The sequence below is a fragment of the Halomonas sp. 3A7M genome, from assembly GCF_014897875.1.
In the GTDB taxonomy this organism is placed as follows: Bacteria; Pseudomonadota; Gammaproteobacteria; order Pseudomonadales; family Halomonadaceae; genus Vreelandella.
The window spans coordinates 65,191-92,131 of record NZ_JABUZD010000114.1 but is presented as its reverse complement, the minus strand read 5'-3'; the positions used below and the strand labels follow the sequence as shown (position 1 = coordinate 92,131).

25 protein-coding genes, 1 other RNA gene and 3 pseudogenes are annotated in these 26,941 nt (G+C 52.6%); 7 read left to right on the top strand and 22 right to left on the bottom strand.

Translation table 11 applies throughout. From position 1 onward, the window contains the following. Positions 1–209 precede the first annotated feature (209 nt). Positions 210–1,439: pseudogene (locus INT19_RS19755) on the top strand (putative bifunctional diguanylate cyclase/phosphodiesterase); the annotation flags it as partial. 59 nt (positions 1,440–1,498) lie between these two features. Here INT19_RS19755 and nhaD read toward each other — a convergent pair. Further along, the gene (gene nhaD, locus INT19_RS10380; protein ID WP_193060671.1) at positions 1,499–2,977 is read right to left on the bottom strand and encodes a sodium:proton antiporter NhaD; all 1,479 of its coding nucleotides are present in this window, start codon (positions 2,975–2,977) and stop codon (positions 1,499–1,501) included. Between the two features lie 441 nt (positions 2,978–3,418). On the opposite strand from nhaD, the gene INT19_RS10375 reads away from it, so the two are divergent. Continuing rightward, the gene (locus INT19_RS10375; RefSeq protein WP_193060670.1) at positions 3,419–4,396 is read left to right on the top strand and encodes a TAXI family TRAP transporter solute-binding subunit; all 978 of its coding nucleotides are present in this window, start codon (positions 3,419–3,421) and stop codon (positions 4,394–4,396) included. An 87-nt stretch (positions 4,397–4,483) separates the two neighbouring features. Beyond that, a pseudogene (locus tag INT19_RS10370) lies at positions 4,484–6,287 on the top strand (TRAP transporter permease). On the opposite strand, the gene INT19_RS10365 reads toward INT19_RS10370, so the two are convergent. From INT19_RS10365 to INT19_RS10355, 3 genes are all read right to left on the bottom strand, one after another. After that, positions 6,192–6,842, bottom strand: coding sequence for a hypothetical protein (locus INT19_RS10365; RefSeq protein WP_193060669.1), 651 nt, complete (start codon positions 6,840–6,842; stop codon positions 6,192–6,194). The pseudogene INT19_RS10370 and the gene INT19_RS10365 sit on opposite strands and share 96 nt — an antisense overlap. Before the next feature lie 10 nt (positions 6,843–6,852). After that, entirely contained in the window at positions 6,853–7,809 is a 957-nt protein-coding gene (locus tag INT19_RS10360; RefSeq protein WP_193060668.1) for a calcium/sodium antiporter, read from the bottom strand. A 100-nt stretch (positions 7,810–7,909) separates the two neighbouring features. Then, positions 7,910–8,878: a LysR family transcriptional regulator gene (locus INT19_RS10355; RefSeq protein WP_089039937.1), complete on the bottom strand. Its 969-nt coding sequence runs from the start codon at positions 8,876–8,878 to the stop codon at positions 7,910–7,912. Positions 8,879–9,159: 281 nt separating this feature from the next. On the opposite strand from INT19_RS10355, the gene ggt reads away from it, so the two are divergent. The 4 genes and pseudogenes from ggt to INT19_RS10335 all read left to right on the top strand — a co-directional run bounded on the left by ggt (position 9,160) and on the right by INT19_RS10335 (position 15,543). After that, a complete protein-coding gene (gene ggt, locus INT19_RS10350; protein WP_193060667.1) occupies positions 9,160–10,899 on the top strand; it encodes a gamma-glutamyltransferase in 1,740 nt (579 codons plus the stop codon). Between the two features lie 259 nt (positions 10,900–11,158). Beyond that, positions 11,159–12,104 (top strand): annotated as a pseudogene (locus INT19_RS10345) (sodium-dependent bicarbonate transport family permease). A gap of 484 nt (positions 12,105–12,588) precedes the next feature. Further along, complete coding sequence (gene nhaC, locus INT19_RS10340; protein WP_089039934.1) at positions 12,589–14,121, top strand: Na+/H+ antiporter NhaC; 1,533 nt, start codon at positions 12,589–12,591, stop codon at positions 14,119–14,121. A 159-nt stretch (positions 14,122–14,280) separates the two neighbouring features. After that, positions 14,281–15,543, top strand: coding sequence for an NAD(P)/FAD-dependent oxidoreductase (locus INT19_RS10335; protein WP_193060666.1), 1,263 nt, complete (start codon positions 14,281–14,283; stop codon positions 15,541–15,543). Between the two features lie 83 nt (positions 15,544–15,626). Here the strand turns inward: INT19_RS10335 and INT19_RS10330 are convergent, their stop codons facing one another. The 18 genes from INT19_RS10330 to smpB all read right to left on the bottom strand — a co-directional run bounded on the left by INT19_RS10330 (position 15,627) and on the right by smpB (position 26,923). Further along, complete coding sequence (locus INT19_RS10330) at positions 15,627–16,937, bottom strand: TonB-dependent receptor (RefSeq protein WP_193060665.1); 1,311 nt, start codon at positions 16,935–16,937, stop codon at positions 15,627–15,629. Between the two features lie 673 nt (positions 16,938–17,610). Then, the gene (locus INT19_RS10325; RefSeq protein WP_193060664.1) at positions 17,611–17,892 is read right to left on the bottom strand and encodes a hypothetical protein; all 282 of its coding nucleotides are present in this window, start codon (positions 17,890–17,892) and stop codon (positions 17,611–17,613) included. Beyond that, positions 17,885–18,070, bottom strand: a complete 186-nt coding sequence (locus tag INT19_RS10320) for a hypothetical protein (RefSeq protein ID WP_193060663.1) — start codon at positions 18,068–18,070, stop codon at positions 17,885–17,887. Before INT19_RS10320 ends, INT19_RS10325 begins: the two co-directional genes overlap by 8 nt. Positions 18,071–18,074: 4 nt before the next feature. Beyond that, positions 18,075–18,515, bottom strand: coding sequence for a DUF5681 domain-containing protein (locus tag INT19_RS10315; RefSeq protein WP_193060662.1), 441 nt, complete (start codon positions 18,513–18,515; stop codon positions 18,075–18,077). Further along, positions 18,515–19,315 (bottom strand): hypothetical protein, encoded by an 801-nt coding sequence (locus INT19_RS10310; RefSeq protein WP_193060661.1) that lies wholly within the window; start codon positions 19,313–19,315, stop codon positions 18,515–18,517. Before INT19_RS10310 ends, INT19_RS10315 begins: the two co-directional genes overlap by 1 nt. After that, positions 19,303–19,491: a hypothetical protein gene (locus tag INT19_RS10305; protein WP_193060660.1), complete on the bottom strand. Its 189-nt coding sequence runs from the start codon at positions 19,489–19,491 to the stop codon at positions 19,303–19,305. The genes INT19_RS10310 and INT19_RS10305 overlap by 13 nt, the downstream gene beginning before the upstream one ends. A 164-nt stretch (positions 19,492–19,655) precedes the next feature. Then, positions 19,656–19,979, bottom strand: coding sequence for a hypothetical protein (locus INT19_RS10300; RefSeq protein WP_193060659.1), 324 nt, complete (start codon positions 19,977–19,979; stop codon positions 19,656–19,658). Continuing rightward, positions 19,979–21,505: a DUF3631 domain-containing protein gene (locus tag INT19_RS10295; protein WP_193060658.1), complete on the bottom strand. Its 1,527-nt coding sequence runs from the start codon at positions 21,503–21,505 to the stop codon at positions 19,979–19,981. The genes INT19_RS10300 and INT19_RS10295 overlap by 1 nt, the downstream gene beginning before the upstream one ends. Next, the gene (locus INT19_RS10290) at positions 21,502–22,422 is read right to left on the bottom strand and encodes a toprim domain-containing protein (RefSeq protein ID WP_193060657.1); all 921 of its coding nucleotides are present in this window, start codon (positions 22,420–22,422) and stop codon (positions 21,502–21,504) included. The genes INT19_RS10295 and INT19_RS10290 overlap by 4 nt, the downstream gene beginning before the upstream one ends. After that, positions 22,407–22,637, bottom strand: a complete 231-nt coding sequence (locus INT19_RS10285; protein ID WP_193060656.1) for a hypothetical protein — start codon at positions 22,635–22,637, stop codon at positions 22,407–22,409. The genes INT19_RS10290 and INT19_RS10285 overlap by 16 nt, the downstream gene beginning before the upstream one ends. Further along, the gene (locus INT19_RS10280; RefSeq protein ID WP_193053234.1) at positions 22,634–22,810 is read right to left on the bottom strand and encodes a hypothetical protein; all 177 of its coding nucleotides are present in this window, start codon (positions 22,808–22,810) and stop codon (positions 22,634–22,636) included. The genes INT19_RS10285 and INT19_RS10280 overlap by 4 nt, the downstream gene beginning before the upstream one ends. Continuing rightward, positions 22,807–23,055 carry a hypothetical protein gene (locus INT19_RS10275; RefSeq protein WP_193060655.1) on the bottom strand — a complete coding sequence of 83 codons (249 nt, stop codon included), beginning with the start codon at positions 23,053–23,055 and terminating at the stop codon, positions 22,807–22,809. Before INT19_RS10275 ends, INT19_RS10280 begins: the two co-directional genes overlap by 4 nt. After that, the gene (locus INT19_RS10270) at positions 23,052–23,279 is read right to left on the bottom strand and encodes a hypothetical protein (protein ID WP_193060673.1); all 228 of its coding nucleotides are present in this window, start codon (positions 23,277–23,279) and stop codon (positions 23,052–23,054) included. The genes INT19_RS10275 and INT19_RS10270 overlap by 4 nt, the downstream gene beginning before the upstream one ends. 257 nt (positions 23,280–23,536) lie before the next feature. Next, positions 23,537–23,761, bottom strand: a complete 225-nt coding sequence (locus tag INT19_RS10265) for a helix-turn-helix transcriptional regulator (RefSeq protein WP_193060654.1) — start codon at positions 23,759–23,761, stop codon at positions 23,537–23,539. Positions 23,762–23,844: 83 nt separating this feature from the next. Continuing rightward, the gene (locus tag INT19_RS10260; protein WP_193060653.1) at positions 23,845–24,513 is read right to left on the bottom strand and encodes a hypothetical protein; all 669 of its coding nucleotides are present in this window, start codon (positions 24,511–24,513) and stop codon (positions 23,845–23,847) included. A gap of 101 nt (positions 24,514–24,614) precedes the next feature. Further along, complete coding sequence (locus INT19_RS10255; protein ID WP_193060652.1) at positions 24,615–25,841, bottom strand: tyrosine-type recombinase/integrase; 1,227 nt, start codon at positions 25,839–25,841, stop codon at positions 24,615–24,617. Between the two features lie 166 nt (positions 25,842–26,007). Continuing rightward, positions 26,008–26,386: a transfer-messenger RNA gene (gene ssrA / locus INT19_RS10250) on the bottom strand. A gap of 45 nt (positions 26,387–26,431) precedes the next feature. Then, positions 26,432–26,923: an SsrA-binding protein SmpB gene (gene smpB / locus INT19_RS10245; protein WP_009723766.1), complete on the bottom strand. Its 492-nt coding sequence runs from the start codon at positions 26,921–26,923 to the stop codon at positions 26,432–26,434. Between the last annotated feature and the right edge of the window lie 18 nt (positions 26,924–26,941).

The following is a 26,941-nucleotide window of genomic DNA, read 5'->3' as shown; positions in this document are numbered from 1 at the left end:
GCGAATTACGGCCACTTGGCCGCATCATGAAGGGCTTAGAGCGGGGTAAGTTGCTTTTTAAGAGCAAAAGGCCGTCTTCAACAAGCTTTAGTTGGGCGCCCAAGTGGCTAAATGCCGATATGAAGATTACTCAGCCAGATGACCAGCTGGGTAAATGAATAAGGACAACAGGCGGTGGAAACGGCTCGAAATCGGGTTTTTCTACAGCCTCGTTAGCCGATGCCACGGATCAAAATAATTGCACAACAAACTTCAGCGCAATCTTTATTGTTGATTTAGATAATTTTAGATTGGTGAATGACATCCAGGGCCACGAGAGTGGCGATCAATTACTGATTAATGTCGCCCAAAATTTGCAAATACATTTGCCCCAGGAGGCAACCGTTGCCCGCTTTAGTAGCGATGAGTTTGTCGTACTGTTAAATACATTAGGTGAACAGCAAGGTAAAGCAACGCACAACGCTGAACGCCTTGCAAGGCAGCTCTTAGAAGCGGTTGCTAAGCTGCGTAACGACCGGGCACTGCCGATTACCGCCAGCATTGGTATTTCACTGTTTAAGTGTTTGGGGTTGAGTGTGAACAGTGTTTTACAACAAGCAGACATGGCACTTCAACAAGCCAAAGCGGCTGGTGGCAATTCGTTGCGCTTTTTTAATATGGAGATGCAAACCAGTGTGCTGGAGAGGGCTAGGCTTGAGGGGGATCTGCATCAAGCCTTAGAGCGCAACGAGCTGTCGCTACACTACCAAGTGCAGGTTAATCATCAAGGCGTCACTACTGGCGTTGAGGCCTTATTACGCTGGTATCACCCACAGCGGGGCTGGGTATCACCAGCTACCTTTATTCCTCTTGCGGAAGAAAACGGGTTGATTCTGCCTATTGGGCACTGGGTGTTGAAATTAGCCTGTGAACAGTTAGCAAAATGGGCGCAGCAGCCTGCTTATGAGGCACTCACTATCTCAGTTAACGTGAGTTCGGTGCAGTTCCAGCAGCCTGGGTTCGTACGTGATGTAGAAAGCTTGTTAGCACTAACCCAGGCACCGCCGAGTCGTTTGGTGCTGGAAGTGACGGAGAGCCTATTGATGAGCGAACCCACGCGAGTACGTAGCACCATGTTAAAGCTTCGTTCCCAAGGTATTCGCTTCGCGCTGGATGATTTTGGCACGGGCTACTCGTCGCTGAGCTACCTGAAACGCTTACCGTTGGACGAGCTAAAGATCGATCAGTCGTTTATTCGCGAATTATTAACGGACAAAACCGATGCGGCGATTGTGGATACCACGATTCTTTTAGCGGTCAGTCTCGGTTTAACCGTAGTGGCTGAAGGCGTCGAGAAAAAAGAGCAGTTTGATTGGCTTAAAGGACATGGCTGTTACCGCTATCAGGGCTATTTATTTGGCCGCCCGACGCCAATTGAGTATTTATTTGAGGCGTACTAAAAAGCCCGCGCAGCACCTGTTAGCGCGTGACGCGGGCTTGAACTGGTGTCAACCGTTCGTTAACCAAAGACGGCGAAGCTATTGGCGTTAAGCCACATATGCACAATGATACTGGCGACGTAGCCTAGAAAAATAGCCGGTGCCCAGCGTAGGTGGCCCATAAAGGTATAAGCGCCACGCGCTTGCCCCATCACGGCAACCCCAGCTGCGGAGCCAATGGAGAGCAAGCTGCCCCCTACACCGGCCGTCAACGTAATCAGTAGCCAATGCCCGTGGGACATTTCAGGCTCCATGGTCAGTACTGCGAACATTACCGGAATGTTATCGACTACCGCTGACACAACCCCCAAGATAATATTGGCCCAGGTGGCGTTCCAACCGGTGTAAAGCGCTTCGGAAAGCAGGCCAAGGTAGCCCATAAAGCCAAGGCCGCCTACGCACATAACCACCCCGTAGAAGAACAGCAGTGTGTCCCACTCGGCGCGGGCGACACGATTGAAAACATCAAACGGCACCACGCCACCCAACTGCTCAAGCTTTTTATTATCGCCTTGGCGGCTGTAGCGTTCACGCTTGCGTTCCAGTGAGCGAGGCAGGCTGCGACGTAGGTAATAGCCGAAAAACTGTAGGTAGCCAAGACCCGTCATCATGCCGAGTACCGGCGGCAAGTGCAGCAGCGTATGGCACAGTACAGCAGTGGCAATAGTGATCAAAAACAGCGCAATAATTCGCCGTGCACCGCGTTTGAGCCATACATCTTCATAAACGCTACTGGGCTTCTGATCCTTAATAAATATACTCATGATGACCGCAGGAATCAGGAAGTTTACCAAGGCAGGCAGGAAGAGGATGAAAAATTCCTGGAACTGGATAATACCGGCTTGCCAGACCATAAGCGTGGTGATATCGCCGAAGGGGCTAAAGGCACCACCGGCATTGGCGGCTACCACAACGTTGATACAGGCGAGATTAATGAAGCGTTTATCTCCTTCAGCAACCTTGGTGATAACGGCACACATTAGTAGCGCTGTAGTTAAGTTATCGGCAATGGGAGAGAGTACAAAGGCAAGGCCGCCCGTTAGCCAGAATAGCTGGCGGTAGCTAAAGCCTTTGCGCAGCATCCACGAGCGAAGGGCGTCAAATACACGGCGCTCCTCCATGGCGTTGATATACGTCATGGCTACCAACAGGAACAGCATTAGCTCGGTGAACTCCAAAAGTGTCACACGAAACGCATGCTCTGACGTATCGGACATGCCGTTTTGGACGTACACCCAGCCAATGAGTCCCCAAATAATACCGGCAGCAACCAGTACCGGTTTAGACTTACGCATGTGGATCTTTTCTTCTGCCATTACTAAGGCATAGGCAAGCACGAAGATCGCTACGGCAAAAAATCCGACGGTTGAGGAGGTTAAGTCGATATCTCCAGTCACTGCAAAAGCGGAAGGACTAATGCATAATAATAAGGCTGCTAACAAAAAAGGCCAGCAACGAGAAACTCGGAGCTGGCCTGGGTCATTATGTAACGTCGGCATGGCGTATTTATCCTTATATTGGTTAAAAGGTAGGGGGAATAAGCGGCGTTAGTTTAACAAGTTATATTGCATTGCAATACGTAATTAAACCGAATGAAATGCTTTGATAAGCAAGTTATTACGTCTTTTTTTTGGAAATTATCCGTTTAGCTAATAGTAAAATGGCCAAATAAATGTAAAGAGTTTAATCATAAATCAGATAAACATAATAGATTTACGATATTTGTTGGTCTCCGTCGCTTTGTAGGTATATTTGCGGGTTGTGGGTCGATCTTCAGGCGGTAATAAAATTGAGCAGCATGCGCGACCATATTGATGGCTGCGTTGGTATGGTTGATCATTATGTCGCGTCTAAAGGCTTGGAATTTAGCCTTTGTCATCGCTTTCAGTCAATAAAAACGAGGCCACACAGCTGGCCGTTGGACACGTTAAGGAACTCATATGCACCACTCAATTCGCTCCCTTTATCGCACGTTAGGCGTCTCGGCTGCCACGCTTGCCCTTGCCGCTGCGGCAATGACAGCACAAGCAGAAACACGGGTTACCTATAAATCAGCATCGGCGGGAACCGCCTATTACCAGATGGGTGTTGAGCTCTCTGAGGCAGTGCGCCAAGGCACTGACGATGCCATTATCCTGACCCTAGAAGAGAGCCAGGGCTCGGTGCAGAACGTGATGGAGGTGATGGCTCGGCAAGGTAACTATGTATTCACTACGCCGCCAGCCTTAGTTGAACAGGCTATGGCTGGGGAAGGGGCTTTTGCCGAGCGTCAGCATCCTCGCTTCCAAGAGATTCGCGGCCTATTTCCTATTCCCTCTATCACCATGCACTTTGTGATCGCAGGCGATGGCGGTGTGACCGATATGGCGGCGCTTGAAGATAAGCACATCTTAATCGGCCGAGGTACTTTTGGCGCTCGGGAAGCTACTCGGTATCTAGAGCTATTTGGACTGGAAGAGAAAGTACGTGTTGCTGACGCTTCTATTGGAAGTGGGCCAGATGCGTTAAAAAATGGTCAGATTGATGCCTTTGTGACGGCCAGCTCCTTCCCAACCCCGAATGTTATTGAAACGGCTGCCAGCATGCCAATCAGCTTGGTTAGCTTTAGCGATGAGCAGATAGCGCAAACAGGCGCTGCTCGTCAGACGATTCCTGGTGGCACGTACCCAGGTGTGGATGAGGATGTTAAAACCACGTCACTGCCGGTCATCGCTTATACAACTTCACAAATGGATGACGATACCGCGTATGCCCTGACAAAAACCTTCTGGGAGCGTCGCGATGCCATGGCTGAAGAAGCGGCTTGGTGGAGCAGTATCTCGCCCGACATGCTGAGTAATATGACCGGTACGCTGCACCCCGGTGCACTGCGTTATTATGAAGAAGCGGGAGTCGATGTGCCTGACGCTCTTCGATAAAGGCTGCCTTAGCAGCGTTTTTTGGCACTGATAATACGCAACGGTCTGTAGGCCGTTGCGTCGTTTTATAGGGATAGGCAACTCGGCATGCATGCTCTTTTTTCGTCTCAGACGGCTGATAACGCCACACCTAATGCGGTGGCGTCCCCTGGTTGGATTGCGTTAGGTGTCATTAGCGTTGGGTTTCATTTAGGACTGATTTTTTACGGTTTAACGCCCGCCCTGGTGAGCAGGCCATTGCATATGGCGCTACTGCTGCCTTGGGTGTTGATTTATATGGCTAAAACCCCTTTTCAGCGCATTAGTGGCTGGGGGCTGACGCTATTAGGGATAGCCGCTTGCGCCTACATCGCGCTTAACGAAGCCTCACTGGCGAATCAGTATGGCTTTATTGATACCCATCTGCAGATGGCGATTGGTCTTTTCTTAATTATGCTGGCCCTGGAGGCAGCAAGGCGTGCGATCGGTTGGCCGTTGCCATTGGTTGCGCTATTGGCACTGCTTTACGGCGCTTTCGGGCAGTATGTGCCGGGGGCATTTGGCCACCCGGGGTTGCCACTGCAAAGCATGGTGGGTTCACTGACGATTGCGGAAGGGGGGGCTTTGGGGCTCGCTAACGGGGGTTAGCGTGGGTGTCGTGGCTATCTTTGTGATCTTTGGTGCGGTGCTTAATGCTGGCGAAGCTGGCCAAGGTTTCATGAATTTAGCGAGTGCCGTTGCTGGGCGCTTAACCGGTGGTGCGGCTAAAGTGTCGGTGATTTCGTCGGCGCTGATGGGGTCCATTTCAGGCTCAGCCTCGGCGAACGTTGCCTCTACTGGGGCGATTACGATTCCCTCTATGGTACGTTTGCGCTACCCGCGTTCGTTTGCCGGCGCAGTAGAAGCGGTGGCGTCTTCAGGCGGGCAAATAATGCCACCGCTGATGGGGGCGGGAGCCTTTGTCATGGTCGAGCTAACCGGCACGCCCTACACACAAATCATGGCAGCAGCAACGCTACCGGCGGTGCTCTATTTTCTGACGGTATGGATGGGCATTAATGCCTACGCAACGCGTCATGACTTGCAGCCGATTGATGCCAGCGAGCAGCCAGCCGCCAAAGAAGTACTCATCACATCACTCTTTTTTGCGGTGCCATTTGTACTGCTGTTAGAGCGTATTTTTAACGGCGGATACACACCTCAATATGCCGCTAGTATTGCGATATTTGCCGGCGCAGCACTGCTGCTGGTCGATGTTACGCTGCGTTTCTCAATCACTGGGTTTGCAAATCGCTTAGCGGATGCAGTGGTGACCGCAGGGCGGCAAATTGCCACCATTGGTGCGATTATTTTGTGTGCCTCTCTGGTGATTGGTGTGCTCTCGTTAACAGGCCTTGGCGTAAAAATCACGTCGGGTATCTTATCGCTCTCAAATGACCTGCTATGGCCTGCGCTGTTGTTAACCGCACTGGCCTGCCTGATTTTGGGAATGGAAGTGCCAACAACGGCAGCCTATGTGATTTGTGTGTCGGTGGCGGGGCCAGCGCTGATATCACTCGGATTAGAGCCGTTGTTGGCGCACCTGTTTGTGTTTTGGTACGCGCTGCTTTCAACGATTACGCCGCCTGTCTGTGGGGGAGTATTTATCGCGGCGGGGATGGTAGGCGAAAACTGGCTCAAAGTAGCGCTTAAAGCCATGGCTCTGGGGATAGGGCTGTACATCATTCCATTAGCGATGGTCGCGAACCCTGACGTTATTCAGCTTGCTTTTAATCCAGCGGGCGCTTTGCTCGATGGTTTAAAAATAGCCGCTGGTTTAACGGCCATTTCGTTTGGTGTCATCGCTCGTAAAGCCATTTGGCTTCGCGTAATACTCGTGGTGGCGGGCGCGGCTGTTATCTTTCTCGTTTAATGGCGCATGGTTTAAAAACAACGGCGACGTGGCCGGTAATTGGGTGGTGGCATACACCACCCAGGTATCTAGTGCAGGCCCCAGCGACTGCACCAGCTTCAGTTGCTCAGGCGCTTGATTTATGACCTCTTCAGCGCAAATCCCGGCCTCAAAAGTACCCGCTAGCAAGCCTTCTGCCACGGCAACCGTCGTGGGTGCCTCGATAATATCGCCAAAGCTGCTTAAATCCGTGTAATGGCGGGTAGCTGGTTGAATAGCCACATGACGAGGGGTGGCAATACTACGCTGAGCAACTAACGCTAAAGGCTTGCTGCCGGCAATAAAGACATCAACCGGATAGGCGCGGTGCATATAGCGGCCCACGCAATCGCTGTGGGCAAAGTGAGCAGTGCACTGGAGCAGATGGCTTACTCGCCCCTCAACCAGCGCTTCAAACGCCTCTTCAAACTGTTCGAAAAGCTGAAGATTCGTGGATGGCTGACCATGCTTCGCTAAATAGCGCAGAGCAATTAATTCATGATTGTTGCCGCTAGGGCCGAGGGTGGCAATTTGCACAGCGAGTTCCTCAGACGATTGTAAAACTTAGCGTAAGGTAGGCTACATAGCCGCCCAGTAGCGCGGCTCCTTCCCAGCGAGATAACCGCATGCCTGTGTAAAGAAACAGTAGCAATACGCCTGCTGCTCCGAGCATCACCCATTGGTCAAACTGACTTACTCGCTCGGCAATAGGCAGGGGCTGTAGAAAAGCTGATATACCTAAGATGCCTAGAAGGTTGAAAATGTTGCTGCCCAAAATATTTCCGACAGCCACATCGGCGTGGCGGCGAAGAGCCGCAATCACCGATACCGCCATTTCGGGTAACGAGGTACCTACCGCAACAATCGTTAAGCCAATAACTGCTTCGGAAATACCCATGGCTTGGGCTAAGCCAATGGCACCATAAAGTAACAGCTGCGAGCCACCTATCAACATCGCAAGCCCCACAATAAGCGCCATAACTATCATGGTTGTTGAGCTTGGAATTGCAGTGAGTTCGTCTGCTTCTGCGCTATGCATTTCAGCTGCGGGAAGTGGTTGAGCGCGTTCAGTGCGATATGCCCAAATGAGATAAGCCGTCAACGCGGCTAATAATATGACCGCATCCCAGCGGCCGAGGGCGCCACTCCAGGCCAGAGCAACAAATAGCAGGCTAGCGCCGACGACCACCACACCGTCTCGTCTTAGCGCCAGCGGCTGTACTGACATGGGGCAAATGACTGCGCAAAGACCAAGAATCAGCAGTATGTTGCCTATGTTGCTGCCCACGATATTGCCGACGGCAATATCTGGTTGCTGGCGAATGGCGGCATCAATGGAAACAACCAGTTCGGGGGAAGAGGTGCCAAAACCAACGACGACGAGGCCTGTTAATAGTGGAGAGACTCCCATTCGTTTGGCCCCGGCGACAGCGCCACGGATGAGAGCTTCGCCCCCCAGCGTTAATAGTACGATACCGACGGCTAAACTTATCCCATACAGCATGCTATCTAATCTCTTAGTGTGCTCACTTAGGCGTTATTCCAAGCGTAGGCTTCACACATTAGCGGGAATCGTTGCGTCTGCAAGTCAATTAATCGAAGCCTTATCCACGCAAGGGAAACGTCGGGTAGGCGTTCAGCAGGGTGTCTAGTTCATTGCATACAAAGCGCGGTTCAATCCACTGTGTCAGGTGTTCGTGAACGTAGTGAAGAAAGCGTTGTGCTGACTGTGGAAGGCGCTGATCATTGCGCACGATAAATTGCCAGTGACTTTCAATAGGTAGCCCCTGAACGGGTAACACTACTAGATCAGGATGCTTATTAGGCAAAACGTGTTCAGATAACACTGCAACGCCCATATTGGCGGCCACGCTTACTCGTATGGCCTCGTTGCTGGCCATCTGTAATGTTTTTTGCATGGTCAGTCCGTGTTCTTGCAGCCAGCTGTCTAATAACATGCGTGTGGCAGAGCCAGGCTCGCGTAGCAGTAAGCGCTCACTTAGTAGCTGCTCCATCGTCACGGCTTTCTGTTGAGCCAGAGAGTGGTCGGCGGCGGCAATGGCAACTAAAGGGTTGCGCATAAAGCGTGACGCGACCGCGTGAGCAAGCGCGGGCGGATGGCTAAAGACGTAAAGGTCATCTTCCTGGCGCTCAAAGCGCGCCAATACCTGTCGACGATTACCGATATGAACGGTGACATCGACATCAGGGAACGCCTGACTAAAAGGTCCTAAGAGGCGTGGTAAGACGTACTGAGCAGTGTTCACGAGCGCAATACTAAATCGCCCCTTACTGCCATACTGTAAATCACTGAGCTGGTCTGCAAAGTCATCAAAGCGCCCCAACACATCCCGACTTGCCTGATAAAGCGCTTGCCCTGTGGCGGTCATCGTCAGTCGCTGGGCATGCTGTTCTAACAACGGGCTGCCTACCGCTTCCCTGAGGCGTTTCAACTGCTGTGACACGGTTGGCTGGGTAAGGTGAAGCTGTCTTGCGGCTTCGCTGATGGAGCCACATCTAACGACGGTTACGTATACCTGGAGCAACCTAAAGGTCAGATGGCGAATATTCATAGCAACCGCAACTCCTGGGGCGTCTCTTAATGCATCATTATTGGGTAGTGGTGTAGATCAGCTTTATCAACGAATACCTGGCAAGCCATCATCGAAAAGCTAGGCTATTCCTTGCCGTTAATGGACAGGTGAAGACAAAAGAGTTTAAACCACATTACACTAAGGTGGCGCACGTTGGGTTGCTCCTCAAGGCCAAGAACATGGCTTTGAATAGCGTTGAAGAAAAGCATGTTGTTATATTCTAAATATCTTTAAGCTAATAACTATAAGGAATTCCACCTATGATGATCCCCTTTTTAACTTCGCGTCCGCTTAAAACGCTGACGGCCAGTTTATGTATCGGCGGGTTGTTAGTCTCTCCACAGGCATTCTCTCAGCAAGCGATCTTGGAAGGTGAGCGCTTTCACCCTCAAGAGAGTAGCCATGGCATGGTCGCTACCAGCCACTTTCTTGCCTCAGAGGTTGCCCGTGATGTGCTTGCTGAAGGAGGCAACGCCGTTGATGCTGCCGTAGTGGCCGGCTTTGCGCTAGCGGTGACTCAGCCCCGTTCCGGTAATATCGGTGGCGGTGGTTTTATGCTGATCTCGGATGAAACAAGCGATGAAGTCATTGCCATCGACTACCGCGAGATGGCCCCTTCAGCTGCCTTTGAAGCTATGTTCCAAGATGAAAATGGCGATGCAGTGACCGAGCGTTCCCGCTTTACTCACTTGGCCGCTGGCGTTCCCGGCACCGTTGCGGGGCTAGCACTGGCCCTGGAAGAGTATGGCACGTTAAGTCTTGCTGAAGCGTTGGAGCCCGCCATTCGTCTTGCTGAAGATGGCTTCGCGGTGCCTCCGCGCTTTGTTCAAGGGTTACAAGAGGCCAAAGAACGCTTCGAGCCCTGGGATGCGAGCATGGCCACGTTCTTCAAGGAGGATGGTAGCGCCTACGAGGTCGGCGATATTTTCAAGCAACCTGATCTAGCCGCGACACTCAGGCGCATTGCTGAACAAGGGGCTCGCGAGTTTTATGAAGGAGAAACGGCAGAGCTGATTGTTGCCGAGATGGAGCGTCACGATGGGCTGATTACCATGGAAGACATGGCTAGTTACGCCCCCATCATCCGTGAGCCCAGCCACGGTACTTATCGCGGCTACGATATTTACGCTATGAGTCCTCCTTCTTCCGGTGGTGCTCATATTGTGCAGATGCTGAACATTCTCGAAGAATATCCTATCGGTGAAATGGGCTTCGGCTCTGCTGAAAGCATGCACCTAATGGCCGAAGCCATGAAGCGTGCTTACGCTGACCGCTCGGAGTTCCTGGGCGATACTGACTTTGTCGATGTGCCTCTGGCCGGTATCACCTCAAAGGATTATGCCGCCGAACTGCGTAGCCAGATTGGCGACCAAGCTACCCCTAGTGCAGACATTGCGCCTGGCAATCCGAACGACTACGAATCTAATGAAACCACTCACTTTTCCATTGTAGATGACGGTGGTCTGGCAGTTTCAAACACGTACACCATCAACTTCAGTTATGGTTCTGGCATCGTGGTGGATGGCGCGGGCTTCTTGCTCAACAACGAAATGGATGATTTCTCAGCCAAGCCCGGCGTGCCCAACGCCTATGGATTGATTGGCGGCGAAGCCAATAAGGTCGAACCAGGCAAACGAATGCTTTCGTCTATGACGCCCACTATCGTCAAGCAAGACGGCAAAAACTTTCTGGTGACTGGCAGCCCCGGCGGTTCACGTATTATCACCACAACGCTGCAGGTGTTAATGAACGTGATTGATCATGATATGAATATCCAATCAGCGGTTAGCGCACCACGCATGCACCACCAGTGGCTGCCTGATGAGATTCGTGTTGAGGCAGGCTTTAGTCCAGATACACTTAACTTGCTTGAAGAGCGTGGCCACACGGTCAGTCAGCAGTCAGCCATGGGCGCTGCTCAGTCAATCATGATCAAAGATGGAATGTTCTTTGGTGGCGCCGATCCTCGCCGCTCCACCTCATCTGCTATTGGCCTTTAACGTTACGTTAGGCTCTTACCATCCCGCCCTGATTGCTCAGGGCGGGGTCTTTCAGGCATCGCGCCTAGTGACTCTTTCATGTCCTTAGTTTAACTACCATCACTGCCTATTAACTATCACCACTGCTTATTAATGAGTAGCGATAGGGTGATGATAGCTACATAGATAATTATCTATGATTTTCTTTTAATATATTATTAGTTATCTAGTGTCATCGCTCGCAAAATGCAGTCTCTTTTGACCCTAGGGAGCAGTGGTGATGCCAGATATTGTGGTGATGTTTTTTTTATTGGGGCTAGTCGCCGGAGCGGTGAAGTCGGATCTTCAGGTACCTAAAGCTACTTACGACACCCTAAGCCTGTTATTAATGCTCACCATTGGCTTAAAGGGAGGAATGGCACTGCATGGCAATATCCATTGGGGGTTGATGCCAGAACTTACCGGTGTAGCGCTGCTTTCAGCGTTTATACCGCTGATGCTGATGCCAGTGTTGCGCCGCTGGGTACGCCTTTCCGCCGCCGACAGCGCTAGCATTGCGGCTCACTATGGCTCGGTCAGTGCGGGTACGTTTGCGGTCGCTCTGGCGTATGTAGAAGCACGTCAGTTAGCGGTGGGGAGTGAAGTAACGCTCTATTTGGTCGCGATGGAGCTACCCGCGATTATGGTGGCGATTGCCCTGTTTAGACGCTATCAAGGCGCCGCTGTTAAAGAGAGCACCAGCAAGTTATGGCATGAAACTTTAACCAATCGTGGCGTTATCCTGTTAGTTAGCGGGTGGGGTCGTGATTGGCACGCTATACGGGCCATTTCAAGGAGAGGAAGTCACCGCATTGTTTACTGGGGCTTTCAAAGGCGTGCTGGCGTTGTTCCTGCTAGAAATGGGGTTAACTGCCGCGCAAACGCTGCGCCCAATGCCGTGGCATCATTGGCGCTTAGTGACCTTTGCACTGGTCACACCATTGCTGCTGTCACTGCTGGGGATTCTGGTAGGTACGCTAGTTGGTTTGCCAGTGGGCTCTGTGGTGATTCTTGCCGCATTGGCTGCTAGTGCCTCCTATATAGCGGCGCCGGCTGCAATGCGTGCAGCTATCCCTCAAGCGAGCATTGGGCTTGCGATGCTAGCGTCACTCGGCATTACTTTTCCTCTCAACGTGATGCTTGGGATCCCTCTTTACCATAGGCTGCTGGAGTACTTATTTAACTAACAAATGGGTCGCGCTATCGCTTCAATTTGTTTCGCCTGTTGTTGGAATAACTTATTGTTTAATTGAAATTTGACGCCAGCTTCTTGCTTATAGAGCTGGCGTTTTTTAGTTTATTTTTCTGTTTTAGTAGGTTTTATAGATAAATTTGAATAGTTTCTTAACGTACTTAGTTCAGCAGCCCTATTTGCTGTCCCATGTATATTTCCCCTGGAAGCAGCACGAAAAGCCGAGGAATAGACACGTTAAGTCATCGTTACCCTCGTATTCTTTTGTAACAGTGATGTGATCGCAATGCTGTTGAAGTGTTGAAAGTGCGATGACGCATTGTGCTTAATTAGCTGGTATAGATGAAAGGGCAGTATACCTCATAGAAAGCATGTCTATTGCTAACGCCTTAGATGATAAATCTCAAAAACTCCTGCTAAACGAAAAACATCGCTGCTGATAAACCTATTAAAAACTCAATAATAACGAGGTCTATAAGATGGAAGATAAACCAAAAAGGGTCCGTCAAAAACCCAGTCTCGGGCTTGCCCTTGTGCCCGTTGTGCTGACACTAATCGCCATCGGGGTACAAATTTTCTATTTTGGTGATTTCACACCACATATCCCGTTGGCCATCGGCCTGGCGATAACCTCGCTAGTGGGAATCAAACTTGGCTTCCGCTGGAAGCGGATTGAAGATGGGGCGTTTCACGTTATCAACGTGTCTTTGCCTTCGGTTTCGGTGTTGATCTTAGTGGGCATGATTATTGGCGTCTGGATTGCCAGCGGTACCGTGCCCAGTCTGATCTATTACGGCCTTCTTCTGTTGTCTCCGGCTTTCTTCCTTGCCGCGGCGATGCTGATTTGTGCGGTGGTGTCCGTTTCTTTGGGGACCTCCTGGGGAACCGTTGGTACGGTAGGTTTAGCGCTTGTTGGTATCGGCGCTGGGTTTGAAATTCCGATTTACTGGACTGCCGGCGCGGTTGTTTCTGGCGCCTTTTTTGGCGACAAAGTCTCACCGCTTTCCGACACCACAAACCTGGCGGCGGCGGTTACCGGTAACGATGTGTTCTCGCATATCAAAAACATGATGCCAACGACGCTTCCGGCCATGCTGATCGCGTTAGCCATCTATCTGGTGGTGGGCTTCACCATGATTGATGATCAAGCGGCATCTTTTGAGCGCATTGATGCCATCACTGCGTCACTAGACGAACACTTTACTATTTCTATCTGGCTGCTGTTGCCAGCGGTGCTGGTTATTGGGCTAGCCATCAAGAAAATGCCGCCGATTCCCTCCCTGTTTGCAGGTGTAATGGCGGGTGCGGTAACCGCCATGGCGGTTCAGGGGGTAGGTCTGCACGATATCGTTACTTACGCTAACTATGGTTACTCCATTGAAACCGGCGTGGAAGCCATGGACAGCCTGTTAAACCGTGGCGGCATTCAGTCAATGATGTGGACCATCTCGTTGATCCTGATTGCCTTGGCCTTTGGCGGTGCGTTGGAGAAAACGGGCTGCCTGGAGACCATCATCAAGGCCATTATGTCCAAGGTGCGCTCGTTCAAAGGCGTTCAAACCTCGGCAATTGCTACCTCCTTTGCAACTAACCTGGTGGCAGGCGACCCCTACCTATCTGTTGCGCTACCGGGGCGTATGTACGCGCCGACTTATCGTGGCCTGGGCTACTCAACCCTGAACCTATCGCGTGGTGTTGAGGAAGGTGGAACATTGATGTCGCCGCTCATTCCATGGAACGCAGGTGGTGCCTTCGTCATTAGCGTATTAGGGCTAGGTATTGGCGAAGGTAACGTCGAGAACCTGTTGTATATTCCGCTGGCCTTTGCCTGCTGGTTATCGCCTTTAATCGGTATTCTTTACGCACAGATGGGCTTGTTCTCGCCCAAGGCAACCGATGCAGAGCGTGCCCTGTGGGAAAAACAGGGGGAAGCGATTGCCTCTACCGAAGCATTGGGAGCTGCTGCTGACGCAGCCGTTACTAGCCCGACGCCAGCTCCAAGCTCGAGTTGATCGTCGCTAGTCGTTACGTGTTTTAACCGATAAGACAGCACCCCGGCTTGCGAAAGGCGGGGTGTTTGTCTTTTGAGCTAGGCGTTTTTTGCCGACAACTGAATCGCTGCGCCTTGGGTTTGCTTGCAAGCACGCCTGAATAAAACCAGGAGGATAATAATGACTACAACGCATCCAACAGTGGTCATTGGTGGTGGAATCGTTGGTATTTGCTGTGCGTTATATCTGCAAAAAGAGGGGCTCGACGTAACGCTCGTGGAGCCCGCTGTGTCTGGCGATAGTACCGCTAAGTGGAGCTGCGGGCAGATTGCGGTTAGCGAAATTATTCCTCAGTCCAAGCCTGGTATTATCAAAAAAGTGCCTGGGTGGCTGTTGGATCAAAAAGGGCCGCTGGCGCTGCGGCCATCAGCATTACCAGGGTTATTACCCTGGATGCTGCGCTTTATCACCCACGCGCGGCGTTCGCGCATCGACACTATCGCCCATGAGCTAGCGACCTTAACGCGCTGTGCCTTCCAGGATTATGAGCCCCTGCTTGCGAAGTGCCGTCGTGACGATCTGATTGGTCACCAACCAACCCTTGAACTGTTTGACGATGCGGCTGGGCTGGCTCATGAGCAAACTTATGTAGAGCTACGTCGCGCGCTAGGGTTTGTTTCCGAAACGCTAAATGCCGAACAGATTGCCGCTATGGAGCCGGCGTTAGCGGGACGCTTTTCTCACGGCTTGTTGTTGTCAGATTGGCGCACGGTGTGCGATACCGAAACCTTCCTAACCGAGCTTGCTCACAGCTTTGTAGAGCAGGGCGGCAAGCTTGTTCAGGATAGTGTGTCGCGTATTGAGACCCAGGCAGAGCGTGCCGTTGGTGTGACTCTGGCTAGCGGTGAGAGCCTGCCGGTCGAGCAGGTGGTGGTCGCCGCAGGCAACGGCAGCTCGGCGTTTTTTGAAGCACTAGGCATTAAGGTGCCGTTGATTAAGGTCGGCGGCTATCAGGTATTGCTACCCAACCCTGGTGTCGACTTAACCCACGCCACTTTTTATGCTGACGGCGGCTTTGGTCTGATTCCAATGGAGCGAGGGCTACAGATCGGCGGCACGATTGAGTTTGCTGGCAACCATGCTGAACCGAACTTCAAGCGTGCGGAGATCATTCTTGAAAAAGCCAAGACGATACTGCCATCGTTGAATACGGCTGGTATGGAGTTTGGCGCTGGCTGGCGCCCTTTCTTGCCAGACACTAAGCCTGTGATTGATAAATCGCCACTGCTTGAAAACGTGGCGATGGCTTTTGGTCATGGCCAATTGGGACTAACGCTAGGTGCCACGACGGGGCGCTTGGTAGCTGACATGCTGCAAGGGCGTGATAGCCAGTTGGATATTAGCCCTTTCAGTGCATCACGCTTTACATTGGCTGGTGGTTAATTGCCGGCTGCGCGGTGTGCAGGCTAAGAGGAGGGCCCGTCTCTTGAGTATGAGACGGGCTTTTTATCTATGATTGAGCGCACTTAGTGGTTATGTCCTGCATGACTGCCAAACGCTGCGTTGAACTGCACCATTCCCACCCACTGCTCATCATGCCCTGCAAAGTCTTCGCGGGTCAGTTGCGTGCGTACGAACATGTTATCGCGTACATGCCAAGTGAGCTGTGCGCTTTGCCGCCAGGACGTGTCTTCTGAGACGATCGCGGTAGGGTGGGTTCCCATCACTTTATTGGTTAACCCTAATGCTTCTGCCCGCAGGCCGACTTCCCAGCGAGGCGCAATACCGTAAATAGCGTCGATGTAAGCACCATCTTGTTGCTCAGTGTAGTGGTCGTGTGCATGAAAGTGATCATGGTGTTGCACATGCTCTTGCAGGTCACGTTCGCTATAGAAGTATTCCGCACCTAATTGCCAGTTGCCCTGGTGACCGGGCTGCTCCGCATCGTAGTTAAACCGCGCATCTAAGCCTGCGAACCAGTTGTCGCCTTCAGCGGTATGGGCATGGTGGCCATGGTCATCGACACGCACATACTGACGGTTCATGCCCGCAGACGTTCCCAGCGTTAGCTGCTTATTCGCACCGAGATCTGGGCGGTATTTAGCGAAAATCGTGCCCACGCGAGGGCCACTGGCGCGATCCTCATAGCCCCCTTCATCAAAGCGGCTGAAGCCTTCTCCCTCGCCTTGAAACAGCTCGCTACCCAGCGTCAAGGTGCTGTTTGGTGACCAGGTTAGCTGTAGGCCTGTATCGAGCAGACCATGCTCTCCAAACAAATACTCATTGACCAGTGGGCGCTCAACAAAATCCCAAGCGTGAGGATGTCGGCTGTTAATGTAGCCTATATCAGAAAGAAACTTACCGGCTTGTAAGCGCAGGCCGTTAGGCAGCGTACGCGTCGCAATAAAAGCCTCTTCCAGCGTGATATCGTCCTCCGTTAGCGAAACAACGGCCTTGCCCTCAAGGTGGGCGGTTTGCCCTTCGATAGCCACTTCAGAGTGTCCCAGGTTAAATCCATTGTCGAGATCATGGCTATGGCCGCCGTGGTCATGTCCTCCCTCATGATCGTGACTGCCTTCGTGCTCATGGCTAAAGCCTGCAGGTGAGTTTGCATCTCCTGAAAAGCGATTATGGTAGATGCCTTCCACAACTAAGGAAACGTTGATGCTGTTTTCAGCATCGCTATGTTTATCGTTGCTATGTTCATAGGCGTCGTGCTCATGAGCATGACCAGAGTGATCATGGTCGTGCCCATGATGGTGATCATCTGCATAGACAGAGGAGCTGATAAGCAGAGCAGTGGCAAGCGGTGTAAGCAGAAATAAAGAGCGTGGCACAGGTGTATTCCCTTAAACGTTAGAATTAAGCGCATAAAATGATATGTTATATTGTATCAATAATGCAATTGTGCTGAATTCTGTCGCTGCACGCGGCTAGCTTCGAGGGGGTGTGAGGCGTTTAAGAAAAGCTGACCAAAATGTTGACCGCACTATGCCTAAACAGGCCATTTTCAGGCTACAGGCACAAAAAAAGCACCCGGCGGCGTCGTTTGAACTGAATTATTAAGTGATTGTTATATATTGCTTTTATGTATTATCTATTGATTGGGCATACATCAGGGCATACACGGTGCTGGCTGCTAGGGCGCTTTCAACGGTGATTTGGTGGAGAAAGTGGGAATCGAATTGACAGAATCACAGCTTTTTTTAAGTCGGGGGAAGCGCGGGAAGGCTAGCACTACGAAACTTTTGTAATACCCGGCATTGGGGGGATTTGTGAGTAGCTTTAAACTACTCTCTATGCGCCTGGGGCAATCAGCGCAAAATTGCGCCCATTAGCGTTGTGCATTTCTGCATATCGCCGGGAACGCCAATTTGGCCGTCTGGGGGTGGTCAGCGTGACCGCGGCTTGAAGTGACTCAGGCTCACAATTAAAAGGTGGGAATCCCCACCTTTTTCCGGTTTCAAACCGCAAAATTCACTGCCTCGGTTTCAAATAAAAGCCCCAGCGTTAGCCAGGGCTGTGAATGCTGATAAATACGGCGGCGGCCAGGGGGTGTCGGTCTGCTCTAGCCTTGAAGGCGGCAATAGCGCGGGCGCGTAGACTTTCCTCACTCTCTCCAGGCTCACGCATCACGGTAACGGGGTCAGGGTGACCATTTTCAGTCCATCCGGCTGGTGGTGGGTGTTCGTTGTTTTCGTTCGGTCTGCTAAGCCATATTGTAGGCTGATCTTCATTTGCCCCTAGCTGGCTTTCGACAATTTCTAGGCGTTTCAGTAAGTCTCTACGCATCGGCTAGCCCGTCCATGTAGTCGCCAAAGGTGCGGGGGTGGGCCTCAGATTGGCCCCCGACTGCCTTAGCGCTCAGTTCATCCATTAGTTCGCTTATCTGCGCTACGGTTTCCGCGTGCTCTATATCGGCGTGCTGTGTTTGCAGTTCGGCTAGGCGTCGTTTAATCGCTGCTCTCATATCGTTATCTCTTCCAGCGCTCTTGCTGCTCTTTGAGTAACCGCTCGATCTCTTCTTGGCGGCGTACCAGTTCCTCTATCTCTACGATTTTGCCCACGGCGGCTAAGCCATCAATCAATGCGCGGCCTTGGTCGGGGGGCAGTTCGCCATGGGAAACGGCGGCAAGTATTTGCCGGGCTTGGTCTGCCATAGGGGCGCTGGGATCAAAGTCGAATTGAACGGTTTGGGATGCAGGGCGAAAAGCGGGAACCAGGCGCTCTAGTACGATCCGGCAAGCCTGCATATCGCCAGCCTTCGCTTGGTCAACCACCTTCTTTGCAACCGCTGCGCCATCCTTTTCAAGCGCTGCTTTGAGTGCAGCCGTCTTGCTCTTTGGTCGCCCGCGTGGGTTGCCGCTGGTGCCGGGGGCGAACTTGCCCCCGGTGGTGCGTTTAGCTCCTGCCATTACGCGGCCTCTTTCTCTACCTGCATGCGGTGCATTGGTAGCTCGCCAATCCAGCCACGAAGGTCGCTAGCTGTATCTTTGCCAAGCCGGGTTAGTGTTGGGTGATTCACCTTTGAAATGCCTTCCAGTGTCTCGGCGGCGTGGTTTGTTGTGCGGATCACGTCATCATGCACACCAACCACTAAGTTTCTCAGTGCCATAATTTCGCTGCCGTAAGCGCTGGCGATTCCAGCGTTACGCAGGCTATCAAGGGTCTGTTGGGTTAATCCGGTAGCTAATGCTGGCGCACGCAGCAAAGCCGCTGTTAGCTCGGGGTGATTGCCTAGTTTGGCCTCGTTAATCAACGTCATGCGCTCCTTGGCATCCAATCCTCGCACGATAGAGCGAAGCTCGGCATCCATAGCCACACCAACCGCATCGCCTTTATCCAGTGCCTTCACTGGCTGAAAATGGCTTTTGGCGCTATCTGCGATCGACTGCATTGATTCGGCTAGTGCTTTGCGGTGCTTTTCGACGTTCTCGGCAAACTGGTCGAGTGCTTCCTTGCTCATCCGTTGCTTAGCCGCGTCGGTTAGGTCTCTATTTCCCTGAATGTCTACCAGCGCTTTTCCTGCTTTCTCGAAGTCGTGTAGCGCTGTGGCTTGCAGGTCGCGGGCGTGCTTCATTGCATTACCGACAGGCCACTTGCTGCCGTTCACGGATACGCTTGTGCTTAAAACAGCATCCCAGTCGTGCGCCGTGTAGTGGATGCGGCGACCGTTGCTCAATGAAATGGCGGGGCGTCTCTCTAGTTCTGACATTGGATGTTTTCCTTTCGTTGGCTTAGTAGGTCGATCTTGATTAGCTCAGAGGCGGCTAACGTGTCGCCTTGTTGTGCAGCGCCTTTAAGTAGTTGGTAGTACCCGGCTATCTCTTTGGCGGTTGGCTTTATGTTGCTGGCACCGCGTTGGCGACCAGGGGCTTTCTGTGCATTCATGGTTATATTCCATAAAAGAATATCAATATGAATTTTAGTTTAATTTAGGCGAATTAGCCAATATTAGCTGTATTTTTATACATGTTTTTTTGTGGGCGTCCGCTGCCTGTTTCCAGCGTGCTTAACAGGCAATAAAAAGCCGCCAGCGAAGGCGGCTATAGTGGTTAGTTGCTTGGGGTGATCCGTTGCGCATACTCCTCGACAACGATGCTGTTGTGAGGCCATCGGGCCTTAGCTGACTCTAACGCCTCCTCATAGCTCATTATCTTGCCAAGCATAGTCATGGGCTTGCCGTCTCTCAGTACCCGCCAAGCCATGCGCCGATTGTCATTAGCGGGCACCAGTTCACGCAGTAGCGCTGCTTTGTGCGACCTGATCCATATGCGGATATCGTCGGTGATGTTCTCGCTAGGCCATACGTAAAGGCGTTCGCCGGGTAGTGGGTCGGCATGTAAGCCGTGGTTTCTGAGGTAGTCGAGGGCGGCCATTAGAATTCCTCCCCATTACTTGCTTGCTGACGGGTCGATTTATCCGAAACATCGAAACAACCCGCATGGTTACTGGCCTCGGAGTGTTTCCCTTGCGAAACACTGTGGTTTTCTGTTTCGTTGGAAATGTCGCTGTAACCCGCGTGGTTGCTGGTTTGTTTCGTTGTTTCGCTTTGCTGGGGGGGAGTAGGCGAAAGATAGCGCCGGAATGCTTCGGCAAAGTCTTTCCGGTCATACCCTTTTTTGGTTTCGTAGCCGATGCGTAACTGTTTCGATTTGATACCAAAGTCACCTAGCTTGGTCGCTACTTGGCGGGCGGTAATTGGCTGCCCTCTGTTCCATGAATTCCAGGGGGCTTCGCTGTTGGCATGTAGCGCGTTAACCAGCTCAGCGCTAAACAGGCGATCAACGCTTTTCTCCTCAAATACCTCCTTGATGTCCTTCAGCAGTTCAGTGCCCACGTCTGGGGCTTGCTCGGCATCGTCCATCCGGGTGATTGTCATAGCAATACGCTTAGCGCGCTCTGGCCACTCCCCGCCGATAGAAACGGCAATTTGCTGTAGCGGTTCCCAATTATCAGCGGCGCGGTTACTGAGGCCAGGAATGGGCTCAGGCCGGGCGCTGGATACCGTCTCGGCTAAATCATCTTGCAGTCGTGACAGTTGGCGCTTGAGCCTTTCACGCAGCCCTTGGGGCATGAAGCGGATGTTCTCGACTTTCTCATGGGGCAGCTTGCGGCGTAGCTCAAAGCGAATAGACCTGCTCGCCAGTGTGTTAGCAATGCTACCGATCCCACACAGCGCTTTAGCGCCCCAAGTAGCAAAGCGCTTAGGCTCGTGATCTTCACCTACCACGCGAATGATGAAGCCATTGCGGCGGTGTCCCGAATTGAGCACGCCTCTGGCATCCTCGTTATCACGCAGGAAGGTATCCACCTCATCAATCAGTAGCGTTGGTGTCCACTTGTCCATAGAGCGGAAAAGCGCGGCGGGGCTTATGCCGTCGCACTTGAGCGGCTGGAAGGCGAACGTCTCTAGGAACTCCAACAGTGTGGACTTGCCGCAATTTGGCAAGGGGGCTGTAATATTAGCTAAAGGCGCAACATGCACTTCATCAATGAACCAAGTGAAAGCGATCCACAGCGCGGCGGCATCGGCTACTTCGGGTTCACAAACAACGTATTGCCTTAGCGTGTCTGATAGCTCCCTCACCAGTAATGCGCCGTCTACGTGGTCTTGCCAAGGCTCGATAGTGGGGAATAGCTCCCCACCTTCACCGCTTGATAACGTCCGGGTCAGTTTATCCAGCTCGGCAACCTGTACTTTTGCCTTTTTGGCAGCGGCTCGGATACGTTGCCAATCAGCAGGGCTGTTCTGTCTAATGCTGGTGATATGGTCGAGAATGCTCTGCTCAAAAAGCGCGCCGGGATCATCCAAAGCAACATCAATAGCGCTCTGCACTATGTCCATCGGTTTTAGTGGCTCGGGCGCATTATCGACCACTTCTTTGATGTTGGGCTGACTCATAGCGCCAGCCCTCCCCCTAGTCGCGCCAGGTCATTAAAGTCAGTCACTCCCTCGTGAGTCTCAGGCCACACACAACGCGCCCCAATGGCTGAGGCAGCTTCCTTGCCCTTGGTAACGCCAGGATTGCCAGCGGTGCCATGGTCGTTATCAGCGCAAACGATGATGGGTTGGGTGGGGTAGCGTTCGCGTAGGCTTTTCGCCACGGGTAGCAGGTTGCCCGCATTCATGGCAGCGGCTACCGCGTAGCCTGTCGCCTCGTGAAGCGTGGCAGCGGTTGCCCATCCTTCAGCGATCAAAAGCGGCTGGTGTGGTTCAATGCTGCCTATTGGCGAATAGCAGCCCTTTACCTTGCCGCCTGTCTTAAAGTATTTGGCTCCATCCGGCCCGATGGTCTGCCAATTAACCAGGCGCTGCCCATCGGTAAGCGGAACTACCAACAGTTCACGCCGTTGGCGCAGGTTGTAGGGCTTCACTCCCTTGGCGGCTAGGTAGGCATGGGTAGGGCTTGCAGGCGTTAGCAGCGGCCATTCTTGGCGCGTTTGGCTGGCCACTAGGGCATAACCACGTTCGCGCTCTGCCTGTCGCTCAACACGGCGCTTTTCGGCTTCCTGTCGCGCTTTCTCTGCAACTTGCGGGTCAGGGGTATCGTCAGCAAATACGCTATGCTTTTCACCGGTAGCCCAATCGCCATGCACACCAAAATCATGATGCAGCACGTACCAAAGGCGGTTGTTACCCTTGCGGGCCTCGGGGTGGTCGTGTCGGTGAATATCACCATCACCAATAGGGCTGACACTGAGGCCATGGTGGGTGATAATGCTTTCAGAAAATTTGTTCTCTATGGCGATCTGTTTACCGACGATCTCCGATAGCGCCCATGCCCCACCAAGGCTGGGCGTTTTTATTGCTCGATGCATAGGAGCCCCTCCTCTTGCAGCCAGTCGCAGCGATCATCAAGACTGCTGGACAATAACCACAGCGCTTCAATCAGCGCTTCACGCTTCAAACCATCAAGATCATGGTCGTTAAGCAGCATCGCTACGCCTGCGAGGATTTTGGACGCCTGTTGCATTTGGCGAATGTCGCCAGTAAGGGCAGCTTTCAGAAGGTAGGTTTGATCTTGAGGAGTCATAGGCCAGTCTCCTTGCTGAATGCCTGGGCTTCGCGCTGCATCTCCTTGAACTCAAGGTGATTGACTAAACCACTGGCAAGCGCCTGCTCGGCTGTTAAAAAGCGATCCGGGTTAGTGAACTGGAAGCGAATAGTTCGGGTGCGTAGGTCGCAGTTAATGGCTATGGGCATCATTGGGCCACCTCCTGAGAATCCAGGTAGGCAACAGCACCAGCCAGCGCGCTCTCTACGGTGTGGGCACCAATACCGTGCGGCATATCGGCATCAAACCAAGCGGCTACTGGAACGGCGGCTTTTTCGTGGTGAGTTATGTGGCAAGCGTCACTGCGTCCAGTTTGGCGCACGGCATCACGCCAATCGGTGGCTTCAATGACGGTTTCTTGACCAGTGCGGGCGAAGGTGATTTTGAATAGGCTCATTGGCTCACCTCCGCGTTTTCAGCGCGTAAGGTGTCGTAAGCCTGCATCAGACGGCTGCGACGAATGTGGGCTTGCTCGGCCTCTAGGGCGCGTGCTTTTTCAATATGGGAGTTGTAGCGCTTGAGCCGGACGGCGGCGCTTGAGTCTGAAAACAACGCAGATTTCGCCATTGCTCGATGAGCGGCGGCGCGTGCAGACGGATTTCGGGTAGGGAATAGCTTCATGGGTAAGACTCCTTGATTCATGGAGTCACCACCACTGCTTCCAAACAATGGGGGCGACTGTACGCAGGTTGGAAGACCGGGAATCAAGGAAACCGGCAGGCCGAAGCCTCCTACGCACAGCCGCCATAACGGCACAAAAAAAGCACCATCAGGGAAGGCACTTGTGCGCCTCGATTCGTTCGGGCTTCCAAACCCGGCTGACGATTTTGCGCCAGCCGTTGAAGCATATAACGGCATTGGTAAGCGTTGCAAGGTCATTATGCTGCACCTCGCATAGCCAGCTTGGCATCCAGCCAGGCGTTAACCTCGGCAATGGGGAAGTAGCATTGTGCTTGCTGGCTGTCGCTGAACTTTAGCGGGCGGGGAAAGCTGGGGTCGTTCTTCAGCAACTTGTCGATGCCGCTACGGGTCATATCCATAGCGCGGCATAGATTGGGCTTAGTGATTAGCTTTTGGTCTTGGGGTAGTGCTTCGATATTCATAAGAACGCCTCTGTATGAGTGACGCTCTTATGGTGGTGTTTAACCTGAAGTTGTTGGTGCAGGTGCAAAATGCAGATTGCAGGTTATCGGCGCTTCTTGGCTTCCCATGCCTTGATTGCTGCGCCAACATGCTCTTTTAGTTTGCGGTCGCCCATATTGGTAACGTCATCGGGTATGGTGTTGAGCATATCCTCGACGACACGCGACGCTTTCGGCTTTTCCCCATTTCGGTAGTCTGGCCCGTGCTTACTAGCGTATACCTCCACCAGCAGCCCGAACACCTCAAGCGCCCGCGACTCCTCGCCTCCAACACTTTTAGCTTCGGGTGTGTCGATACCAGCTAAAAAATCGGGAAGCTCGCTCTCATTCCATCCTAGCGAAGATAACCATCGGGAAAGCTCTTGTCGCGTGACATCAAAGTCAAAGCTATCGTATGTGGATAGGCCTGCTAACTCGGCACTTTCCCATCGCCCATGGCTCCCCCAAAGCCGTATTTTGCCGACAGGCATTAGATTGCCATCTATGGCTGCTTGTCTAGCTACAGTAAGCCAATTAGCAGCTTCTTGGGCTTGTGGAATATCAAAGCGAAGCGCGGCCTTAACTGAGTCAGTATCTCCTGCGCCTGACTCTATTGGCACTGACTCCGAAAGATAGTTGGGCCATATTGAACGGGGGTCGATCCCCGCTATCAGTAAGCACGCGCTTTCGATGTGCAGTTTTTTACATGCTCGCCAAACATTCAAAGAAGACATAAGCGTAACTCCTAACGCTAGCACTCCGATTAGGTTGGCTGGCTAACGCGGTGGAGTTGTTCGCGCTTTCAGGCCGTCGCCCTAGCCAGCCAATTCGGTTGTTATGCTCGCTTAAATTCCACCACGTTTCCGCGCTGCAAGTTGTCCAAGTGATCGGCGTACCACTGCATCATCACGCGGCGCTGCTCGATGTACTGCGCCTTGTTATAAACGCCTGCCACACCGTCTTTAACGTGAGATAGCTGGGCCTCTATGTGGTCGGCGTTATAGCCGTGCTCATTCAGGATCGTGCTAGCGATGTGCCGGAAGCCGTGCCCGGTCTGGCGTCCCTCATAGCCAAGGCGGCGTAGTGCCATGATGAATACCGTGTTCGACCGTGGCGCTGTCTTGTCGCTGCGGCCTGGGAATAGAAGGGGTTGGTACCCGGTCAGTTGGTGGAGGTTCTGAAGGGCTTCAATAGCCTGCTTAGGCAGTGGAACAGTATGCTCACGGCGGCGCTTCATCCGTTCGGCGGGGATCGTCCATAGCGCTTTGTCTAGGTCGAACTCTTCCCAGCGTGCCTCTCTTAGCTCTGAGGGGCGCACGGCTAGGCGGGAAAGCAGGAATAGGCCAAGGCGTACATCTTCAGCGTGAGGGTAAGAGCCAATAGCGCGAAGCAGGGCGGGTAGTTCGTCTTGGCTAACGTGGGAATAGTTGGCCGCTCGGCGGGTGGTCAGGTGCTTATGCAGGCTCTCCAATGGGTTGTACTGGATGCGCCCACTCACTAGCGCCAGGTCGTACACTTCCCGGCAGATAGCGCGTATGCGGCTAGTCTGCTCAATGATCCCGGTCTTTTCCAGGCTGCGCAGGAACTCCAACCATTCCATTGGCGTTATGTCGGTGAAGGGGCGCTTGCCGAACTTTGGGAAGACGTGCTTTTGCAGCGAGCCAATGACGCGGGTGGAGGTGCCGTCTGTCCAGTTCTGGCGCTTGTTGGTGTGCCACTCCCTCGCCAGCGCTTCAAAGGTGCTGTTGGCAGCCTCTAGCGACTCGGCTTCCCTTGTCCGCTTGGAGACGATGGGATTCTGGCCATTGGCTGCGTCTGCTCTGAGCTGGTCGGCCTTAACACGCGCCAGGCTGCCGCTTGTTTCCGGATACCCGCCTAAGCCAATCCAAGACCACTTGCCGTCTGGCTTCTTGTAGCGCAGTTCCCAAGACTTTGAGCCGTTGGGCTTCACCCTGAAGTAAAGGCCACTGCCGTCCAGTTCCCTGTATGCCTTGGCCTCTGGTTCCAGTGTCGCCAATACTGTGTCAGCCAGCGGGCGGCGCTTAATCTGTGAGCGTTTCATTCTTGTATGCCTCTGGTTCACAATATCGTAAAGCATACACACAGGCATACACGGTGCGCAATGCTGTATGGGTATATGTGAAAGCATACAGACACAAAAAAACCCGCACTGGGCGGGCTTTTCTGCATCATTCAGACCTATGTGGAAGCATCTGAATTTAGGTAGGTGGTGGAGGCGGCGGGAATTGAACCCGCGTCCGCCAGCACGCGCCTATTGGCTCTACATGCTTAGATTTCGTCATTTGCTTTAACGCAACTGACTCCGACGATCAGGATTCAGCCACGCGAGCCTTCTAAGTTTAACGATTGATGAGAAGACACCACCAACCGCGGTCCTATCAGCTTTAGCTCGTATCCCATCAGTGATGAATAGGCACATCACCTTTGGGCCAGACAAGAAGCTAACAGTGTTTAAGCTGCTAGCGCGCCTTGAGCGTAGTTTTCGTCATTTGCGACTATTTTTCGTGATGTGGGATTTACGAGATACATCACGCTCTCGGCATGCACCGCAAGGGTTGTCACCAGCGTCGAAACCATGTCGCCCCCTGATTACAGATGAGCATTCTAACGTGCTCACACCGAATTGACCAGTTATGCCTTGTTATGTTCCCGCATTATCCGACCTTTCTGACGGCTCCAGTCGCGATCTTTCTCGGTGGCGCGCTTGTCATGCAGCTGTTTGCCGGTCACCAGTGCCAGCTCACACTTCACCTTGTTGCGTTTCCAATAGAGCTTGAGCGGCACGCAAGTGTGGCCTTTGTCCTGAGTCACCGAGAAAATTTTGGCAATTTCCTTACGGTGCAGAAGCAACTTACGCGTGCGCGTCGGGTCAGCAATTTCGTGGGTGCTTGCTGTATTAAGCGGCATGATATGGCTGCCTAGTAAAAAAGCCTCGCCGTTACGAACCAAAATGTAGGTGTCGGTAAGCTGTGCTTTACCAGCGCGAAGGCTTTTAACTTCCCAGCCCGCGAGTACCAAACCTGCTTCTAAGGTTTCGTTGATATGGTACTCAAACCGAGCCTTCTTGTTTTGGGCAATAACGCTGCTGCTAGGGCCCTTGCTGTTACCTTTCTTAGTGGCCATGGAACCTCATCGTTGATC

Excerpts from the sequence above, each read along its gene's own strand:
- INT19_RS10360 (WP_193060668.1), bottom strand. The coding sequence starts at position 7,809 with ATGCTGTATGGGATAAGTTTAGCCGTCGGTATCGTACTATTAACGCTG.
- smpB (WP_009723766.1), bottom strand. The coding sequence starts at position 26,923 with ATGGCCACTAAGAAAGGTAACAGCAAGGGCCCTAGCAGCAGCGTTATT.
- INT19_RS10300 (WP_193060659.1), bottom strand. The coding sequence starts at position 19,979 with ATGGCCGCCCTCGACTACCTCAGAAACCACGGCTTACATGCCGACCCA.
- INT19_RS10290 (WP_193060657.1), bottom strand. The coding sequence starts at position 22,422 with ATGCATCGAGCAATAAAAACGCCCAGCCTTGGTGGGGCATGGGCGCTA.
- INT19_RS10315 (WP_193060662.1), bottom strand. The coding sequence starts at position 18,515 with ATGGCAGGAGCTAAACGCACCACCGGGGGCAAGTTCGCCCCCGGCACC.
- INT19_RS10355 (WP_089039937.1), bottom strand. The coding sequence starts at position 8,878 with ATGAATATTCGCCATCTGACCTTTAGGTTGCTCCAGGTATACGTAACC.
- ggt (WP_193060667.1), top strand. The coding sequence starts at position 9,160 with ATGATGATCCCCTTTTTAACTTCGCGTCCGCTTAAAACGCTGACGGCC.
- INT19_RS10335 (WP_193060666.1), top strand. The coding sequence starts at position 14,281 with ATGACTACAACGCATCCAACAGTGGTCATTGGTGGTGGAATCGTTGGT.
- INT19_RS10375 (WP_193060670.1), top strand. The coding sequence starts at position 3,419 with ATGCACCACTCAATTCGCTCCCTTTATCGCACGTTAGGCGTCTCGGCT.
- INT19_RS10275 (WP_193060655.1), bottom strand. The coding sequence starts at position 23,055 with ATGAGCCTATTCAAAATCACCTTCGCCCGCACTGGTCAAGAAACCGTC.
- INT19_RS10325 (WP_193060664.1), bottom strand. The coding sequence starts at position 17,892 with ATGCGTAGAGACTTACTGAAACGCCTAGAAATTGTCGAAAGCCAGCTA.
- INT19_RS10320 (WP_193060663.1), bottom strand. The coding sequence starts at position 18,070 with ATGAGAGCAGCGATTAAACGACGCCTAGCCGAACTGCAAACACAGCAC.
- INT19_RS10310 (WP_193060661.1), bottom strand. The coding sequence starts at position 19,315 with ATGTCAGAACTAGAGAGACGCCCCGCCATTTCATTGAGCAACGGTCGC.
- nhaD (WP_193060671.1), bottom strand. The coding sequence starts at position 2,977 with ATGCCGACGTTACATAATGACCCAGGCCAGCTCCGAGTTTCTCGTTGC.
- nhaC (WP_089039934.1), top strand. The coding sequence starts at position 12,589 with ATGGAAGATAAACCAAAAAGGGTCCGTCAAAAACCCAGTCTCGGGCTT.
- INT19_RS10295 (WP_193060658.1), bottom strand. The coding sequence starts at position 21,505 with ATGAGTCAGCCCAACATCAAAGAAGTGGTCGATAATGCGCCCGAGCCA.
- INT19_RS10265 (WP_193060654.1), bottom strand. The coding sequence starts at position 23,761 with ATGAATATCGAAGCACTACCCCAAGACCAAAAGCTAATCACTAAGCCC.
- INT19_RS10260 (WP_193060653.1), bottom strand. The coding sequence starts at position 24,513 with ATGTCTTCTTTGAATGTTTGGCGAGCATGTAAAAAACTGCACATCGAA.
- INT19_RS10305 (WP_193060660.1), bottom strand. The coding sequence starts at position 19,491 with ATGAATGCACAGAAAGCCCCTGGTCGCCAACGCGGTGCCAGCAACATA.
- INT19_RS10280 (WP_193053234.1), bottom strand. The coding sequence starts at position 22,810 with ATGATGCCCATAGCCATTAACTGCGACCTACGCACCCGAACTATTCGC.
- INT19_RS10285 (WP_193060656.1), bottom strand. The coding sequence starts at position 22,637 with ATGACTCCTCAAGATCAAACCTACCTTCTGAAAGCTGCCCTTACTGGC.
- INT19_RS10270 (WP_193060673.1), bottom strand. The coding sequence starts at position 23,279 with ATGAAGCTATTCCCTACCCGAAATCCGTCTGCACGCGCCGCCGCTCAT.
- INT19_RS10255 (WP_193060652.1), bottom strand. The coding sequence starts at position 25,841 with ATGAAACGCTCACAGATTAAGCGCCGCCCGCTGGCTGACACAGTATTG.